The organism is Polynucleobacter sp., assembly GCF_040400325.1.
GTDB lineage: Bacteria > Pseudomonadota > Gammaproteobacteria > Burkholderiales > Burkholderiaceae > Polynucleobacter.
On record NZ_JBBAQK010000016.1, the window covers coordinates 16,064 to 34,178 of the forward strand.

At 44.6% G+C, this 18,115-nt stretch carries 17 protein-coding genes and 1 tRNA gene; 7 read left to right on the plus strand and 11 right to left on the minus strand.

The features are described 5' to 3' along the window. Window positions 1–79: 79 nt before the first annotated feature. A complete protein-coding gene (locus ABWP14_RS10370; protein ID WP_353202903.1) occupies window positions 80–1,549 on the minus strand; it encodes a Fic family protein in 1,470 nt (489 codons plus the stop codon). A 468-nt stretch (window positions 1,550–2,017) separates the two neighbouring features. Continuing rightward, window positions 2,018–2,107, minus strand: a tRNA-Ser gene (locus ABWP14_RS10375). 139 nt (window positions 2,108–2,246) lie between these two features. Here ABWP14_RS10375 and ABWP14_RS10380 point away from each other — a divergent pair. Together ABWP14_RS10380 and ABWP14_RS10385 are read left to right on the plus strand one after the other, a co-directional pair. Further along, complete coding sequence (locus tag ABWP14_RS10380; RefSeq protein WP_353202919.1) at window positions 2,247–2,486, plus strand: AbrB/MazE/SpoVT family DNA-binding domain-containing protein; 240 nt, start codon at window positions 2,247–2,249, stop codon at window positions 2,484–2,486. After that, window positions 2,486–2,911, plus strand: a complete 426-nt coding sequence (locus ABWP14_RS10385; protein WP_353202904.1) for a type II toxin-antitoxin system VapC family toxin — start codon at window positions 2,486–2,488, stop codon at window positions 2,909–2,911. Before ABWP14_RS10380 ends, ABWP14_RS10385 begins: the two co-directional genes overlap by 1 nt. Here the strand turns inward: ABWP14_RS10385 and serS are convergent. The 3 genes from serS to ABWP14_RS10400 are packed head-to-tail and all read right to left on the minus strand — an operon-like array spanning window position 2,908 to window position 7,279. Next, complete coding sequence (gene serS / locus ABWP14_RS10390; RefSeq protein WP_353202905.1) at window positions 2,908–4,233, minus strand: serine--tRNA ligase; 1,326 nt, start codon at window positions 4,231–4,233, stop codon at window positions 2,908–2,910. The genes ABWP14_RS10385 and serS overlap by 4 nt on opposite strands. A gap of 42 nt (window positions 4,234–4,275) precedes the next feature. Then, on the minus strand, window positions 4,276–4,971 hold the full coding sequence (lolA, locus tag ABWP14_RS10395) for an outer membrane lipoprotein periplasmic chaperone LolA (protein ID WP_353202906.1): 696 nt from the start codon (window positions 4,969–4,971) through the stop codon (window positions 4,276–4,278). A gap of 4 nt (window positions 4,972–4,975) precedes the next feature. After that, a complete protein-coding gene (locus ABWP14_RS10400) occupies window positions 4,976–7,279 on the minus strand; it encodes a DNA translocase FtsK (RefSeq protein WP_353202907.1) in 2,304 nt (767 codons plus the stop codon). Window positions 7,280–7,318: 39 nt separating this feature from the next. On the opposite strand from ABWP14_RS10400, the gene trxB reads away from it, so the two are divergent. Then, entirely contained in the window at window positions 7,319–8,275 is a 957-nt protein-coding gene (gene trxB / locus ABWP14_RS10405; RefSeq protein ID WP_353202908.1) for a thioredoxin-disulfide reductase, read from the plus strand. 64 nt (window positions 8,276–8,339) lie between these two features. On the opposite strand, the gene vapC is transcribed toward trxB, so the two are convergent. From vapC to ABWP14_RS10420, 3 genes are all read right to left on the minus strand, one after another. Then, window positions 8,340–8,738: a type II toxin-antitoxin system tRNA(fMet)-specific endonuclease VapC gene (gene vapC / locus ABWP14_RS10410; RefSeq protein ID WP_353202909.1), complete on the minus strand. Its 399-nt coding sequence runs from the start codon at window positions 8,736–8,738 to the stop codon at window positions 8,340–8,342. Continuing rightward, complete coding sequence (gene vapB / locus ABWP14_RS10415; RefSeq protein ID WP_028818581.1) at window positions 8,738–8,971, minus strand: type II toxin-antitoxin system VapB family antitoxin; 234 nt, start codon at window positions 8,969–8,971, stop codon at window positions 8,738–8,740. The genes vapC and vapB overlap by 1 nt, the downstream gene beginning before the upstream one ends. A gap of 202 nt (window positions 8,972–9,173) precedes the next feature. Beyond that, window positions 9,174–11,234, minus strand: coding sequence for a sodium-translocating pyrophosphatase (locus ABWP14_RS10420; protein WP_353202910.1), 2,061 nt, complete (start codon window positions 11,232–11,234; stop codon window positions 9,174–9,176). Window positions 11,235–11,405: 171 nt separating this feature from the next. On the opposite strand from ABWP14_RS10420, the gene ppa reads away from it, so the two are divergent. The 3 genes from ppa to ABWP14_RS10435 all read left to right on the plus strand — a co-directional run bounded on the left by ppa (window position 11,406) and on the right by ABWP14_RS10435 (window position 14,015). Continuing rightward, the gene (gene ppa / locus ABWP14_RS10425; protein ID WP_353202911.1) at window positions 11,406–11,942 is read left to right on the plus strand and encodes an inorganic diphosphatase; all 537 of its coding nucleotides are present in this window, start codon (window positions 11,406–11,408) and stop codon (window positions 11,940–11,942) included. A gap of 45 nt (window positions 11,943–11,987) precedes the next feature. Further along, on the plus strand, window positions 11,988–13,607 hold the full coding sequence (locus ABWP14_RS10430; RefSeq protein WP_353202912.1) for an NAD+ synthase: 1,620 nt from the start codon (window positions 11,988–11,990) through the stop codon (window positions 13,605–13,607). A gap of 69 nt (window positions 13,608–13,676) precedes the next feature. Then, window positions 13,677–14,015, plus strand: a complete 339-nt coding sequence (locus ABWP14_RS10435; protein WP_353202913.1) for a P-II family nitrogen regulator — start codon at window positions 13,677–13,679, stop codon at window positions 14,013–14,015. Window positions 14,016–14,019: 4 nt separating this feature from the next. Here ABWP14_RS10435 and ABWP14_RS10440 read toward each other — a convergent pair whose 3' ends face one another. Both ABWP14_RS10440 and ABWP14_RS10445 read right to left on the minus strand, forming a co-directional pair. Next, window positions 14,020–15,033 (minus strand): helix-turn-helix domain-containing protein, encoded by a 1,014-nt coding sequence (locus ABWP14_RS10440; RefSeq protein ID WP_353202914.1) that lies wholly within the window; start codon window positions 15,031–15,033, stop codon window positions 14,020–14,022. A 60-nt stretch (window positions 15,034–15,093) separates the two neighbouring features. Beyond that, window positions 15,094–15,735, minus strand: coding sequence for a response regulator transcription factor (locus tag ABWP14_RS10445; protein ID WP_353202915.1), 642 nt, complete (start codon window positions 15,733–15,735; stop codon window positions 15,094–15,096). 225 nt (window positions 15,736–15,960) lie between these two features. On the opposite strand from ABWP14_RS10445, the gene ilvD reads away from it, so the two are divergent. Next, window positions 15,961–17,652: a dihydroxy-acid dehydratase gene (gene ilvD, locus ABWP14_RS10450; protein WP_353202916.1), complete on the plus strand. Its 1,692-nt coding sequence runs from the start codon at window positions 15,961–15,963 to the stop codon at window positions 17,650–17,652. Window positions 17,653–17,724: 72 nt separating this feature from the next. On the opposite strand, the gene ABWP14_RS10455 is transcribed toward ilvD, so the two are convergent. Beyond that, the coding region (locus ABWP14_RS10455) for a copper chaperone PCu(A)C (protein WP_353202917.1) at window positions 17,725–18,115 on the minus strand (391 nt) is incomplete at its 5' end.

Below are 18,115 nucleotides of genomic sequence, written 5' to 3' on the forward strand. Positions count from 1 at the left end.
CACTAGAGTATTTTGATAATGACCACGCAAGCCATCCCTTTGGGGTGCTCTTGACAGAATGAGTCTAGGGCTTTTTGAATCAGCCTACTACCTTCATGTATTCAGCTTCAATTGCATCAAATATTTCTTCTGGCACTGTTGAGGCAAACTTCTTACGACGGTTAGCAGATAGTTTTCCGTTTTCTTCCATGCATGCCAAAATTAAGGTATTGAGATCCTTGCCTCTGATGTCGTATCCGCCATCAATAGCACGGTAAATGAGGTCGTACTTCGCCAAGTAATCAGTCTCTTCTCTTAAGTCCTTTTCTAATGCTTGCTTAGCCATCTCTAATCCAAACTCAACACATGCAGTGGCATTCCAGTAGCGATATAAAGAATCATCCGATTTGAATGTCATTTGATAGTCATCACCATCAATCCAAATGACCTCCCAGCGCTTACGAGCAGGCTCAGAAAAGCTCTTTAGAGCAGATAGGTATAAATCTTCATTGCGCTTCATTGCAATAGATACTGGCAATAGCAAGCCGTTCTTTAAAGCGCCGGACCGGCACAAAGCATGATGAAATAAGAATCGCGATAAACGCCCATTACCATCCATAAATGGGTGAATGAAAACAAACCCGAATGAAATAATCGCAGCGGCAACCAAAGGGTCTATCTGCTTTGGCGAAGCATTAGCAAAGCCTACCAAGCCCTTCATCAAGTCATTAACAATTTTAGGTGGTGGCGGAATATACGTTACGCCAGCAGCACCACGTAATGGGCTACTTAACCAATTTTGCTCATGCCGATAATGAACTGCCCTATCTAACGGGTTTGTAATGGCAGTGTTTTGCAAGCCAACCAAGTATTCTTCATTCAATTGAGTAGTCAGATGTGCTTTTTTAAGCAACTCTACAAATGCCTCTGCTTTATTAGCGCTTGGTGTTTCATGCTCAATCTCAAAAGAACTTTTGGTCTCGCTTAAATAAGCCCAAGACATTGCCCTATCGGATGCGGTTGAACCAAGCTCCGATAGAAATTCATTAGCCTTCTGGAGGATGTTAGATTCAAGCAAACTATTAATGTTTGCAGTTCGCTCAACAGTTACGCAGTAATCCAAAGAACCCAAGCCATTGAAATTAACCCGCCATTTAGCATTGCGTATGCTTGGTCCTGTAATGTATTTTTTGGGATCAAATAAATTAACCATTGGCCCTGTAATTGCTGGTGCGCCCTTTAACTCTTGCTTATTAAAGGCTTCCCACAAATAACAAGCCGTACGAATGTAAACGCCTGTTGGCGATTCGCTAATTGCGGCCAGCATTTCTTGGGCTGAGATTTTTCTTAAGGCCTGCGACAGCAACTGGAGATTAACCCCCTCATGCTTTAGCGCAAATAAAAGATGGGTTAGTGGGCGATCATCTTTGGGGGCTACCTTGGCGGGTATCAACAATGCACCCTGGGTGGGCGTTACACTGGTTACCGAGGCAAGGCGTGCTGGTGCTAATGGATCAAAAGTACTGAGATCAAGCTGACTTTTTACTTGTGAATAGCCTATATCGCTCATGTTTCCCTCAAGCCTCACTTTTTCGTTTGAATAGCTATTTTCCCACACTTTTTCTTACTATTACACATATTTATATACTTTTTATTACATATTTCAATAGATTTCTACATTTTTAAACACCTCCACACTTTTTCCTACGAAATGGTGGTTTGGACGATTTTTACTAAACAGCCCAAAAGATATGAATTCAATTGCAATATGCAGTTTTGTTGCAAATTTAATTGAAAGTGCTGACCTGCTAGTTACTCACTTTCTTCATCACGGTGATGTACCCATGATTAATGGAGCAGAAAATCTCAACTGCTTTGATATTGATGAGTACCTTACGCAGCGCTGTGGTGAGATTTTCAGTGTAAGAAAGTGCAGTTCAATCGACCCTTAAGCAAGGTTTTATTGGTGGGTAAGCTGGTAGGTATAGAGCACTTCAAAGTAGAGGGCCTTATTTAAAAAAGGCTTCTAGGTTGAATCTGGCGGAGAGGGAGGGATTCGAACCCTCGGTACCTTTGACAGTACGCCTGATTTCGAGTCAGGTACATTCGACCACTCTGCCACCTCTCCGAACCAAGAGATCATTATAGCCAGCGATATGTAAAGCCATACAGTTGATATTGACTAAAAATTGACTAGTCAAAAGAGCTTATCTCCATTAATATAGATATACATTTATGTATATCTATGAAGGGATTAACTGATGAATATCCAAATTTCAAAATGGGGTAATAGCCTAGCATTGCGAATTCCAGCGGAAGTAGTAAAGCAAATTCACCTTAAAGAAGGAGACAAAGTTGAGGCTACTCTTTCCATGAATGGAACACTCATCATCAAGCCTCAGAAGTTAGATCGCAAAACCTTAGCAAAAATGGCTAGAGATTTAAGAGATTCTATGAGCATGGGAAAATCGGTAATGGATGAGGTTCGCTCTGAGGCGCGCTACTAATGCTTTATGTTGACTCAAGCATACTTGTTGGTTTATGCACCAAGGAAACAAAAAGCCCTGCTATCAATAAATGGTACGAGAACTCTCGAGATCTACAGCTTATTTCATCCACTTGGATGTTTACAGAATTTGCCAGCGCTTTAAGTATCAAAGAAAGAACAGGGCAAATAACTCCCAAAGAAAGTAAGAGCGCTTGGAAAATTTTTGAAGCTATATGCAATAACGATATCGAATTGCTACCAATTGACAATAAAGTATTTTATTCGGCTGGATTACTAGTATTAGATAGCTCATCAAAATTACGATCAGGGGATGCACTACATCTAGCAGCTGCCAAGTTTTTTAAGGCAAAAGCGATCATCACACTTGATAAGGTACTTGAAAAGAATGCCTCTCGGCTAAAAATTAAAACTATAACAATTTAGCCGATTCGCTCAAGCACCGTGAGCCCACCCAAATAAGGCTGCAGCGCTTTTGGTATGGCAATGCTGCCATCAAATTGTTGTTTGTTTTCTATAAGGGCGACTAATGCCCTGCCCACTGCAAGTCCTGAGCCATTTAGGGTGTGCAGTAATTCTGGTTTACCTCGGCCCGCTTTAAATCTAGCTTGCATGCGTCTTGCTTGAAAGTCACCCATGTTTGAGCAGGAGCTGATTTCACGATAAGCATTTTGAGAAGGTACCCATACTTCTAAATCGTAAGTCTTGGTGCTGCCAAATCCCATATCACCTGTACAGAGTAATACTTTTCGATAAGGTAAATCTAAGAGTTCTAAGATTTTCTCTGCATGGCCGGTGAGATCCTCTAAGGCCTGCATTGAATCTTCTGGCTTGGTCATTTGTACCAACTCAACCTTATCAAACTGATGTTGACGAATCATGCCGCGGACATCGCGCCCATAACTCCCTGCTTCAGAACGAAAGCATGGTGTATGCGCTACAAATTTCATTGGGAGATTATCTGCATTCACAATCTCATCTCTGACTAAATTGGTTACTGGAACCTCTGCAGTAGGAATGAGATAAAAGTTTTCAGTTTTCGCTTCGCCCCCATTTATCCCTTTTGCGTCTTCACCACCCATTTGGCGTGGCACCTTAAAGAGATCTTCTTCAAACTTAGGGAGCTGACCAGTGCCCCGCATCGAAGTGGCATTCACCATATAGGGTGCATATACCTCTTGGTAGTCATGCTGGCTTGTATGCGTATCAAGCATCAACTGGGCTAAGGCACGATGCAATCGTGCAATTGGGCCTTTAAGCACTACGAAGCGTGAGCCACTAATCTTAGCGGCCACTTCAAAATCTAAACCTAATGGACCACCTAGATCTACGTGATCTTTGATCTCAAAATCAAAAATGGGTTGCTCACCCCAGCGCTTGATCTCTTGATTCTCTGTCTCATCTTTACCGGTTGGTACAGAGACATCTGGAAGATTGGGAATACCCATTAAGAAATCAGAAATCTCTGCCTGCAAAATGGCTAAGCGATTTGATCCAGATTCCATATCCACATTGATCTGGCTTGCTTCTGCCATTTCTGCGGCAGCATCTTCGCCCTTACCTTTTTTCATGCCAATCGCTTTTGCTAATTGATTGCGCTTAGCTTGCAATTCTTCGGTACGCGTTTGTAAGGATTTACGCTCAGACTCTAAGGTATTGAATTTCTCAACATCGAGTTGGAACTTGCGAGTTGCCAGGCGCGCGGCAACTGCGGCGATATCTTTGCGGAGTAATTGCGGATCAATCATGTAATGCTCTGCTGGTTTAGGGTCATTCGTTCTAAATAGTTTCTAGTTTAAGCGTAAGACTTCAGCGCCTGCAGGCGGAGTAAAAGTAAAACGATTTGCAGGCAAACTCACATTCAACGCAACTTTGTCCAAAGTCACCAAAACTACGCTGCCAAAGCCATCAATTAACTCAAGCGCTTTAGGTAAACCATTACTCATACCAACCGAGATTTTGGTATAGGGAGGATCATTCTTAGTGTTGGGATTCTTCTTGGGTACTAATGCAACCCATTTCATTCCCAAACGTTCATCGCCTTCTACTAAATCAAAATTTTGATCAAGAGAAGTCTCACCAAACAAAATAGCTGCCGGAGTTGTTGCTAGGGCTTGGCCTGCTGGCCTGAAGGTGGCTTGATTTAAATCCTTATCCCACAAGATCAGCTGCTTGCCATCGGTAATCAGTTTTTGCTCAAATGGCTTTTGCGTATCCCAAACAAAGCGACCAGGACGCTGAAACACAAAATGCCCGCGTGTCTCCCGTACTACTTTGAGACCCTTATCTTGAGACTCATTCGCCTTAGGAGCGCGCAACTGTTGTTGTACAAAATCACCTTCAGCACTTTTAGAGTTACGCACAAATTGTCTAAGCTGTTCAGCACCAGTCTCACTCTGGGCACAAACGTTATTCGTTGCCAAGAGGGTTGTCAGCGCGATTGCTATTGAAACTGCAATCTTTGAAAAGGATGAGTACGAAATCACTGTCTTATTCAGAAGGACGACGCAGGATCTCGCGATTGCCTCCGTTACCCATCTTAGAAACCAGCCCGGCTTTTTCCATATCTTCTAGCAAGCGAGCAGCACGGTTATAGCCGATACGCAAATGACGCTGCACCAAAGAGATTGATGGGCGTTTATTTTCCAAAACAATCGCTACAGCCTGATCGTAAAGTGGGTCGGCTTCGCCACCACCCTCACCAGTGAGTGCGTCAATATTAGATTCATCTGCGCCCTCAAGAATGCCGTCAATATAATTAGCATCACCTTTTTCTTTTAACCACTCAACAACACGATGTACTTCATCATCCGAAACAAATGCGCCATGAACCCGCACCGGTAAACCTGTACCTGGTGCCATGTAGAGCATGTCACCCATACCAAGTAATGCTTCTGCACCCTGCTGATCCAAAATAGTACGACTATCAATTTTGCTACTGACCTGGAATGAAATACGAGTAGGCACGTTCGCCTTAATCAAACCAGTAATCACATCGACGCTAGGTCGCTGCGTGGCCAACACTAAATGAATACCAGCAGCACGGGCCTTTTGTGCAATCCGCGCAATCAACTCCTCAACCTTTTTGCCAGAGACCATCATCAAGTCTGCTAACTCATCGATCACGATGACGATGACAGGCGCTTTATAAATTGGTTCGGGATCATCAGGGGTCAGGCTAAATGGATTGGTGAGCTTTTCACCTTTTTCTTCTGCTTCTAGAATTTTCTTATTAAAGCCAGCTAAGTTCCGCACACCAAACTTACTCATCAGCTTATAGCGACGCTCCATCTCATGGACTGCCCAATTGAGCGCGTTATAGGCTTGCTTCATATCGGTTACGACTGGGCATAACAGATGAGGAATCCTGTCATACATCGCCATCTCGAGCATCTTTGGATCAATCATGATGAGTCTGACCTCATCAGGCTTTGCCTTAAAGAGCAGTGACAGAATCATGGCATTAATACCAACTGACTTACCAGCACCAGTAGTACCAGCCAATAAGCAATGGGGCATCTTTGCTAAATCCGCAACCATCGGGCTACCAGAAATATCTTTACCTAAAGCCAGCGTTAATAATGAATGGTTATCGTTATAAACCTGTGAAGTCAAAATCTCCGATAGATAAACCGATTGACGCGTTGGGTTTGGTAATTCCAAAGCCATACAGGTCTTACCAGGAATCGTCTCCACTACACGCATGCTCACCACACCAAGAGCCCGCGCTAAGTCACGTGAGAGATTGACAATCTGACTACCCTTAACGCCAACGGCAGGATCAATTTCATAACGAGTCACAACTGGGCCTGGGTACGCCGCAATGACTGTCACTTGCACACCGAATTCAGCTAACTTACGTTCAATGAGGCGTGAAGTAAATTCCAATACCTCAGCAGAAATTGTTTCTTTCACTTCAGGTACTGGATCTAAAAGCGCTAGAGGTGGTAACTCCGAATCTGGAATATCCACAAATAAGGGTTGCTGTTTTTCGCGCTCGACACGGGCACTTTTCAGAATTTCTACTGGAGCACGCACAATTTGCACGGGCGCTGCCACTTCCACACGACCACGAAACTCTTCGACATACTCCTCACGCTCTTCGGCAGCTGCTTCACCTAATTTACGATCTGCTTCGCTATCACGACGCTCGAGAATACGGTGATATGAAACCTCTAGAAAGCGCCCTACTTTTTCAGCAGCGTCCATCCAAGAAAAATGGAGGAATAAAGATAGGCCAGCGCATAGGCCAAACAGTAAAACGATGGTTGCGCCTGTAAAACCGAGAGACATTTGGAGCGGATCACCAATCAGCTCACCCAGAATCCCGCCAGGAGGTCTTGGAAGCTCCCAGGTTAAAGAATGAAGTCGGATAGACTCAAGACCCATACTGCAAATCAAAGTTAGCCCAAAGCCCAGCCAACGAACTATCAGGGAGTCTGGTTTAGCCTCAGGATCTGGTGGCAAAGGGATACTCCAAAGCTCACGCCAGCCCTGAAGTACACGGCGGCCAAATAAGGCAACCCACCAAAACGCTGAAATCCCAAAGATATAAAGCAATAAATCTGCAAAATAAGCGCCAAAACGACCGCCCAGGTTCTTAGGGCTCTCAAAACTGGCATGGGACCAAGCTGGATCCGCCTTGGAATAAGTCAATAGGATGGCAAATAAACCCAGGCACAAACCTACGGAGATGAACCAGCGAGCCTCTAGGAGTAGACGGGGCATCCTGCCCTGCCCGGGATTATCAGGGGACTGGGGAATCTTAGACTTCGGGTATGCGGTTCTTGCCATGTTCTACCGATTGTAAACAAGCAAACCTATAATTTGAATATGAATACAAATACACCCAAACACTCTAAAGTACTAATTCTCGGTTCTGGCCCTGCTGGCTATACAGCAGCCGTTTATGCCGCCAGAGCCAATTTAAAGCCTACCCTCATTACTGGTCTAGCTCAAGGCGGCCAATTAATGACCACTACGGATGTAGAAAACTGGCCGGCCGACCCAGATGGCGTTCAAGGACCTGAGCTCATGGATCGCTTTTTAAAGCATGCCGAACGCTTTAATACTGAAATCATTTTTGACCATATTCATACTGCAGCCCTCACAGAAAAGCCAATTCGTCTAGTAGGTGATTCTGGAACCTATACCTGCGATGCCCTGATTATTTCCACTGGCGCCTCTGCTCAATATATTGGCTTACCTAGCGAGGAAGCATTCATGGGTCGCGGGGTCTCTGGTTGCGCAACTTGTGATGGCTTCTTTTATCGCAATCAAGATGTTTGCGTAGTGGGTGGTGGTAATACCGCAGTTGAAGAAGCGCTTTACCTAACTGGTATTGCAAAAAAGGTTACTGTGATTCATCGTCGCGATAAGTTCCGCTCTGAACCTATACTGATTGATCGTCTGATGGCAAAAGTAGCCGAAGGAAAGGTGGAGCTCAAACTCAACTGCACACTTGATGAAGTTCTTGGCGATGACAAAGGTGTGACTGGCGTACGCATTAAAAAACAAGATGGCAGCACCGAAGACATCGCAGTCACTGGTACCTTTATTGCCATTGGTCACAAACCGAATACCGAGCTCTTTATTGGTCAACTGGAAATGAACAATGGCTACATCAAAACTCACTCAGGTCTAGAGGGCAATGCTACTGCTACCAACATTGCCGGTGTATTCGCATCAGGCGACGTTCAAGATCATATCTACCGTCAAGCTATTACGAGTGCTGGCACAGGTTGTATGGCCGCATTAGATGCACAGCGTTATTTGGAAACTTTGTCCTAAGTTTTTGATGATTCAGCAATAAAAAAGCCTAGCAGTGCTAGACTTTTTTGTTAAGGAGTGCTATTTAAACCCAATTCTCAAGGGCAAGATTTGGGACTCTTTTAAATTCAGACAAATTATTTGTCACCAAAGTTAAACCGTGACTTCTTGCATGAGCTGCAATATGAATATCATTGACTCCAATAGGCTTACCATTGCGCTCTAAAAATGCTTTTATTTGCCCGTAATGCTGAGTTGCATTAATGTCATAAGGGAGAACCTCTAAATGACTTATAAAGTCCTCAATATTATTGAGATTTTTTTCTACTTGCTTACTTTTTTCGGCGCCATAAATCAACTCAGCTAATGTAATTGTTGATATGGCCATACGATTCGCATTTTTGTTGAAAACTTTAAGTGCCTCTAGCGGTTTTCGCTTAATGACATAAATAACGGTATTAGTGTCAAGTAAGTACTTCAGCATCAAAGGGGCTCCCTATCGCCTTGTTCTTGAGAACCTCTTTCATCCATAAAGTCATCGCTTACGCCAGACTCACTCAGGAAGAAGTTGTCCCACATATTTTCAACTGGGGCAATGATGCGCTCACGACCTTTTGCCCGAACATTTACCTTACGCACATTTTCTGGGAGCCTCATTTCGGCAGGCAATCGCACCGCCTGAGTCCTATTATTTGTAAAAACCGTTGAAATAGCCATGCTTCACCTCCCGCTTATGTATATTGCAATTGTATAGAGCATTTAAGAGGCTTGCAAGACCTCAGAAAAGGCACTTTTTAGCCCCTAGGTAATTTTCTTCACATACCCAATAATAAGCATCTAAATAACCATGACTTCATCATTGTGGAGAATAAAAAAACGCCTAGCATTGCTAGGCGTTTTTATTTAGAGCCTTTACTTCTTATCCGCTCACCACCGGCAAGAGTGGCACGATAAGTAATGCCACGATATTGATAATCTTAATCAGTGGGTTCACCGCAGGACCTGCAGTGTCTTTGTAGGGGTCGCCTACAGTGTCACCCGTCACTGCTGCTTTGTGCGCATCAGAACCTTTACCGCCGAAGTTACCTTCTTCGATATATTTCTTTGCATTATCCCAAGCGCCACCACCAGTGCACATTGAGATCGCTACAAACAAGCCGGTCACAATGGTGCCCATCAATAAGCCGCCTAATGCTGCTGGCCCCAGTAAGAGCCCAACCACGACTGGCACAACCACTGGCAGAAGTGAAGGAATGATCATTTCTTTAATCGCAGCAGAAGTGAGCATATCAACCGCTTTACCGTATTCAGGTTTAGCAGTGCCTTCCATAATTCCAGGAATGTCGCGGAACTGGCGACGTACCTCTTCAACCACAGCACCAGCACAACGACCTACTGCTTCCATCGCCATGGCACCAAACAAGTAAGGAATCATGCCACCGATGAACAGGCCAATGATCACCATATGATTAGAGAGATCAAAAGAAACTTGTTGGCCAATACCCTCTAGTGCGTGGGTATAGTCAGCAAAGAGCACTAAAGATGCGAGACCAGCAGAGCCAATCGCGTAACCTTTGGTTACTGCTTTGGTAGTGTTACCTACTGCATCCAATGGATCGGTAATATCACGCACTGATTGTGGCAGGCCAGCCATTTCTGCAATGCCACCTGCGTTATCAGTGATCGGACCATAAGCATCCAGTGCAACTACGATTCCTGCCATCGATAACATCGCAGTAGCTGCAATCGCAATGCCGTACAAACCAGCAAGCCAATATGCTGCATAAATCGCTGCACACACAAACAATACCGGATAAGCAGTGGACTTCATTGAAATACCCAAGCCCGCAATGATATTAGTGCCATGGCCTTTAGTAGAAGCCTCAGCAATATGCTGTACAGGCTTGAACTGGGTGCCAGTGTAGTACTCAGTAATCCATACCAATGCGGCAGTTAATACCAGGCCGACTACTGTGGCACCAAATAAACGCCACTGACTTCCTGGAATGCCCAATGCATCATCAGGCATGATGAAGTTGGTTACAAAGTAGAAGGCAATGAGTGACAAACCGCCTGCAATGATCAAGCCCTTATACAAGGCAGGCATCACATTTCTCATACCAGGTGTCGCTTTTACAAAAGAGCAACCAATAATGGAAGCAATGATCGAAACGCCGCCTAATACCAATGGATAAACAATCGCGGCTATAGGAGCAGCGGTCACTATCAAGGAACCGAGCACCATTGTCGCAATCAAAGTAACGGCATAGGTTTCAAATAAGTCTGCAGCCATACCAGCACAGTCGCCCACATTGTCGCCAACGTTATCTGCAATCACTGCTGGGTTACGTGGATCATCTTCTGGAATACCCGCTTCTACCTTACCGACTAAGTCAGCACCAACGTCTGCGCCTTTAGTAAAGATGCCGCCACCTAAACGGGCAAAGATCGAGATCAATGAAGAACCGAATGCCAAACCAATTAAAGGATGCAGCACAGCAGAAAGATCTTGACCAGCACCAATGGACACCAGGAACATAAAGAACAAGCCAACGCCAAGAAGCCCAAGCCCCACTACCAACATGCCAGTAATAGCGCCGCCTTTAAAGGCCACGTTCAGTGCTTCGTTCATGCCCTTGGTAGCAGCTTCAGCTGTCCGCACATTGGCGCGAACTGAAACATTCATACCAATAAATCCACAAGCCCCCGACAAAACTGCTCCCACTACAAATCCGAGTGCAGTCGCAAAGTCCAAAAATAGTGCCATCAGAATAGTGATTACTACTCCAACCACAGCAATGGTTTTATATTGGCGAGATAGGTAGGCTGCTGCCCCCTGCTGAATAGCCTCTGCAATTTCTTGCATCTTGGCATTTCCGGTACTTTGCTTCAAAATCCAGCTGCGCATCACAAAACCGTAAATCACGGCCAGGACACCGCAAGCTAAGGCAAAATACAAGCCTAAAGTCACATTACTCATGCTTGAACTCCCTAAAGTTGATCTTTTTTGTTTTGTATATCAAATGCTTAGGACGACCTAATTTTGAAAGCTTTAAACTAGGGTCTTTAAGCTGTAACAGTATGTAACAGAATCACCCCTAAGACCTCCAGCAGGGATCAGGGTATTTACTAATCATTATTCGGAGTATTTATGAGTCTCGACAACGTCAAGCCAGGCAATAAGATCCCTGAGAGCTTCAACGTCATTATTGAAATCCCCATGAATGCGGATCCAATTAAGTACGAGGTAGATAAAGAAAGTGGCGCGATTTTCGTTGACCGATTTATGGGTACTGCAATGCATTACCCCTGCAATTATGGCTATATTAATAAAACCGTTGCAGGCGATGGCGATCCAGTGGATGTTCTTGTGATCACCCCCTTTCCACTCATTCCTGGTGTGGTAGTAAGTTGTCGTGCAATTGGTTTACTCAAAATGGAAGATGAGGCTGGTCAAGACGCAAAATTATTGGCCGTTCCAGAAGATAAGATTTTGCCAATTTATACGCACTGGCAAAAACCTGAAGATATCAACCCATTACGCTTAAATCAAATTCAACACTTTTTCGAGCACTATAAAGATCTCGAACCAGGTAAATGGGTGAAGATACATGGTTGGGGGGGCGTTGCCGATGCCCATCAAGAAATTTTAGAAGGTATTGAACGCTATAAAAAAGAACATGCTTAATTTGTTTTATATTTATTGTTTAACTCTACGGCTTTGTGATTTAAAGTGAGCTCGCAGAAAATTGCCCTGGCCCAAATCAACCCACTACTGGGTGATTTGACTGGCAACGCACAACTTATTCACAAAGCTGCTCTAGAAGCCTATTCCCAGGGCGCCAAGCTAGTAATCACGCCCGAGCTCTCGCTTACCGGCTACCCTCCAGAAGACTTATTACTGCGCCCTGCTTTTATTGAAGCTGCTGAGCATGAGCTCGCTTTACTGATGGAGCAATTAGCATTGCATTCTGATCTCACAGTCATCGTCGGCCACCCAAAGAAAACCGCTATTGGCTTACAAAACTATGCCTCGGTATTACGCGGTGGAAAAGTCATTGCAGGCTATGCAAAACAAGAATTGCCTAATCATGAAGTATTTGATGAGGTACGTTATTTTGTGCCTGGACATGAGGCTTGTGTTTTCGAATACGAAGGAATTCGATACGGTCTCATTTTGTGCGAGGATGCATGGCATACTGGCCCAGCAATGCAAGCTCATACTGCTGGAGCACAAGTATTACTTGTCCCCAATGCCTCACCCTATCACCTGAAAAAAGAAGCCTTACGCATTGAGGTGCTTCGTCAACATATTGCACTGACTAAGATGCCCTTGGTCTATGTCAATGCAGTAGGCGGCCAAGATGAATTAGTATTTGATGGTGGCTCATTTGCCTTAAATAGCGATGGCGAAGTCCTCATGGCAATGCCTCAGTTTGAAACGGGGCTTGGTATCGTCGCTATCAATTCAGCTGGTCAGTTTGAAAAGGGGCTTATCACTCCACCGCAAAGCGTTGAGGCTCAGGCTTACCAAGCACTCGTTTTGGGTGTACGCGACTATGTGAATAAAAATGGGTTTCCAGGTGTCATCATCGGCTTATCCGGTGGAGTTGACTCTGCTTTAGTGCTGGCGATTGCGGTAGATGCCTTAGGGGCCGACAGGGTGCGTACTGTGATGATGGCCTCTCGCTACACAGCTGATATCTCTTGGATTGATGCCCGTGAACTAGCGCAGAATTTAAACGTTCAGTATGATGAAATTCCCATTAGCGTACCGGTGGACGCTCTTGAGCAGTCCTTATCCGAGCAATTTAGCGGCTTAACAGTAGATGCCACTGAGGAGAATATTCAAGCGCGTGTACGTGGCACTCTTTTAATGGCACTTTCTAACAAAACGGGGCGCCTAGTTCTAACAACTGGCAATAAAAGTGAAATGGCTGTGGGCTACTGCACACTATATGGTGATATGGCTGGTGGCTTTGCTGTCATCAAAGATATTGCTAAGACCTTAGTCTATCGCTTATGCGCTTATCGCAATCAAATTGCGCCCGTCATTCCAGAACGTATCTTGACCCGCGCTCCTTCAGCTGAATTAAGGCCTGATCAAACCGATCAAGATAGCCTTCCTTCTTATGAGGTTTTAGATGGCATTGTTGAGCGCTATATGGAGCAAAACCAATCGATTGCGCAAATTATTGCAGCAGGATTTGATGCAGACAGTGTTGAAAAAGTCACCCGCCTGATTAAGCTTAATGAATATAAGCGCCGTCAGGCTCCTCCTGGTGTTCGCGTTACCACGAGAGCTTTTGGCCGTGACTGGCGCTACCCTATCACCTCCCAATTTAGGGCCTAATAGCTAAAAATTACCAATTTTGCTATGCCCATCCAGTTCTAGGTATGATGACTGTATAAGGGGAAAAAAATGAAATTAATTACATCAATCATTAAACCGTTTAAGCTCGACGAAGTTCGTGAGGCATTGGCTGAAGTGGGTGTTACCGGCTTAACAGTCACTGAAGTGAAGGGCTTTGGCCGTCAAAAAGGTCATACCGAACTTTACCGTGGCGCAGAATACGTCGTTGACTTTTTACCTAAGGTCAAAGTAGAAGCTGTTGTTCCTACTGATCGCCTAGAGGTAGCCATTGAAGCCATTACCAAAGCAGCACGTACTGGAAAAATTGGTGATGGAAAGATATTCGTTACTGCAATAGAGCAAGTCATTCGTATTCGCACCGGCGAAACAAACGAATCAGCCGTTTAAAACATTAACGTAGCTGAGAATCGTTTGAATTTAGTGGTTGGGGCTGGGGTTGTGGCTGAAGCTGTGGCTGGGCTTGAGCGAGTTCAGCCGCCTCCAACACAATGGTCTTGCCATTCTGATTCATTAGGCGCACCTTAGCGCCCTGGAAATACAAATCTACCTGATTTAAGTCAGCAGTGAGCACCTTCAGTGGTGACTTTCCATAAACGCTCACTCCCACGCCTGGCTCAAGTTGCTTATTCTGTAGTTTTCCTAAGGCATCTATCACACAGACTATCTGTGCAGACTTGGACTGTAAATAAACCATGTCACCGCTTTTTTTCGGCGCATCTGGCTTATAGCTTACGGGAGAAGAATCTACAGCTGGGCAGTCAGTAGAGGGCGCTGCCGCTACAGTGGCAACTGGAACTGTCGCAGGAACTGAATCGCCAGCCTTCTCATCCGCTACCGGGGGAACAGCTGCTGGAGATTCGAGCGGCACTGGCGGTGTCAAGACAAGCTCCTCTTTTGGAGGATCTGGAAAAAACAAAGGGCGTAAATTCACGATCGAGAACACTATAGCTGCTGCCACACTCAACAGTAGTAACCATTTTTTCTGTGAGTTTGGTGCGCTCCTTTTATTGATGGCTTGCTCTACTACGATATCTTGCACCTCAAAGGCTAAGTCAGGCTTTGACTCTCGAGTAGGTGCTGTAACTTTTGGTGGCTCAACCTTAATTGCTTCTGCTACTGGAGGCGTCTCCTCCACCAGAATAGTTTCTCGTACGGCAGCGGCTTGATCACCAAAATCAAAAGCTTCTTTTTCTTTTAGGTTTAATAGTATTGCTACTTTTTTAGCGGCAGTATATTTAATCTGCACACTGTAAAAGGAACTCATTTCGCCGTTTTCAAGCTGCTCAATTTGTCGATTAGATAAACACGCTTTAATGGACAAATCTTTGGTAGTCAGACCAAGAGCTTCCCTAGCTTTCATAAAAGCCTGTTTACGTATTTCAGGAAGTTTGGTTGATTTGTTCATTTAACAATGAGTGAATTTTTGTGGGATAGTAGCATGTTGATATTACTAATACATACGTAATTAGCCCTTAGGTAAAGCATTCAACGGGTGATGAGCTAAATCTGACTCTAGATATTTCTTTACTAGCATCTGAACTGAATCTGCATGCATTTTGCTCATAACGCGAGCTTTATGAACCTTAATAGTAGCGTCAGTTGTTCCTAATTTGACGGCAATATCCTTATTAAGCAAGCCCTGCACTAACCATATACATACTTCTCGCTCTCTAGGAGTCAAACTTTCATAGTCACGTTTAATCTCCATATCAACGGAAACTCGCTTTAATTGGCCTTGATCAAATTCAATAGCATCAGCAACCGCCTTTAATAACTCTTCAAGGTTAAAAGGCTTAAATAAGAAGTCTAAAGCACCCTTCTTGAGACCTTGCACAATCTGATGAGGGTGGCTTTGACCACTCACAAACACAATAGGCGTTTTTCGCCTTAACTTCAGCAGCTTCTCTTGCAATTCAATGCCAGTCATATCAGGCATCTGCATGTCCAAAAGAATCACGGCTGGGGAAATGGGGAGCGATTTTTCTAAGAATTTGGCCCCTGAGGAATAGTCGTCCACTAAATAACCTACATCGCGCAACATTCGAGTCAGTGACTCTCGCATGGAGTCATCATCATCTATTAAGTAAATATAGCCGACTTTAGTCATTGAATTCAAAGGAAAAATCATTTATTTGCTATTGTGCTGCAGTAACTTTCTCTAGGCTATTAGCTTCTCAGCTAACAATAATGATTTAATAAATAAATCCAACCCTATATATATTGCATTGCAATATATATAGGTCAATCTATTACACCATTGAGATCAGTCTCATTATGAGTTCTCACGGCACAATAGAGCCTTTCGAAACAATCCTTTTTTGGAGTAATAAGCATGAAACGTCTTAATGAGCGCTCACGCATGGTCACCGAAGGGGTAGCTCGTGCTCCCAATCGTTCAATGTATTACGCAATGGGGTATCAAGAGAGTGACTTTTCTAAGCCAATGGTGGGCGTTGCCAATGGTCACTCCACTATCACTCCATGTAATAGTGGTTTGCAAAAATTAGCTGATGCAGCCGTGAGTGCTTTAGAGGAGGCTGGTGCAAAAGCACAAATATTTGGAACACCGACAGTCTCCGATGGCATTGGTATGGGTTCAGAGGGTATGAAATATTCTCTCGTATCTCGTGAAGTCATTGCCGACAGTATTGAAGTTTGCGTCAATGGACTCTGGCAAGACGGTGTTGTAGTGATTGGTGGTTGCGATAAAAATATGCCAGGTGGCATGATGGCTTTAGCGCGCACTAATGTACCTGGCATTTATGTTTATGGCGGCACTATTAAGCCGGGCCATTTCAAAGGTAAGGAGCTCAATATTGTTTCTGCTTTTGAAGCTGTTGGAGAATTTACATCTGGGCGCTTAAGCGAAGAAGACCTTAAAGGTATCGAGCAAAATGCTTGTCCTGGCAGCGGTTCATGTGGCGGCATGTATACCGCAAATACGATGAGCTCATCTTTTGAAGCATTAGGCATGAGCTTGCCCTACTCTTCTACGATGGCGAATGAAGATGCAGAGAAGGTAACTAGCGCCCATGAGTCTGCGATCGTGCTAGTTGAAGCAATTAAGAAAAATTTACGTCCACGTGACATCATCACTAAAAAATCGATTGAGAATGCAGTCAGCGTCATCATGGCGGTAGGTGGCTCTACCAATGCCGTATTGCATTTCTTGGCCATCACTAGTGCTGCAGAAATTGACTGGACGATTGATGACTTTGAACGTATTCGTAAACGCGTTCCGGTCATCGTGGATATGAAACCTTCAGGCACATATTTAGCAACCGACTTACATCTAGCAGGTGGCATACCTCAAGTCATGAAGATTTTGCTTGATGGCGGACTTTTGCATGGTGATTGCATCACTATCACTGGTAAAACTATCGCTGAAGTATTAAAAGACGTGCCCTCTGTGCCACGTGCAGACCAAAAAGTGATTCGTACACTAGACAATCCTTTGTACAAACAGGGTCACTTGGCCATTCTGAAGGGCAATATTTCTCCTGAAGGATGTGTGGCCAAAATTACGGGCCTCAAGAACCCATCGATCACAGGACCTGCACGTGTATTCGACTCTGAAGATGATGCAATGGCAGCCATCATGGCGCAAAAGATTAAAGATGGTGACATTGTTGTGATTCGTTATGAGGGCCCTAAAGGTGGTCCTGGCATGCGTGAAATGCTTGCTCCTACCTCCGCTCTGGTTGGCCAAGGCTTAGGCGAGACAGTTGGTCTCATCACAGATGGCCGCTTCTCTGGTGGCACCTGGGGCATGGTTGTTGGCCACGTAGCACCTGAAGCTTTTGTAGGTGGTGTGATTGCCCTCATTCATGAAGGTGACTCCGTCACCATCGATGCCCACAAACTGCTCATTCAACTCAATGTGAGTGATCAAGAGATTGCTCAGCGTCGTGCAGCATGGAAGCAGCCAAAGCCACGTTATACCCGTGGCTTACTTGCTAAATACGCAAGCTTGGCAAGCAGTGCTAGCAAAGGTGCTGTGACGGATTTGGATTTAAAAATCTAAATTGACTGACCTAAAAAAGCCCCTAATTAAAACTAGGGGCTTTTTTATGACTCGTACCGCTTCAGGTTTTGCTTAGTGCTTCATACCTCCACCATGACCTGCGCCAGCACCCATCGCATTCACGGGCATCTTCACTTCGACTTCACCAGCTTTAGCAAATTTGAGTTTGACTGGAACTGTTTCACCGGCAGCTAATGGCGCCTTGATATTCATGAACATCAAATGTAAGCCACCTGGCTTTAATTCAACAGTAGCACCCGCTGGAACTGCAATGTCTTTCACTTGACGCATTTTCATGACATTACCTTCCATCGCCATTTCATGGAGTTGCACTTCACCAGCTACTGGAGAGCTAGCCGATACCAGTTGATCTACGCCCCCCTTGTTTTCAATCTTCATAAAACCACCCGCAACTTGCTGTCCAGGAACTGTCGAACGGGTATAGGCGTTTTCTATCTTGATG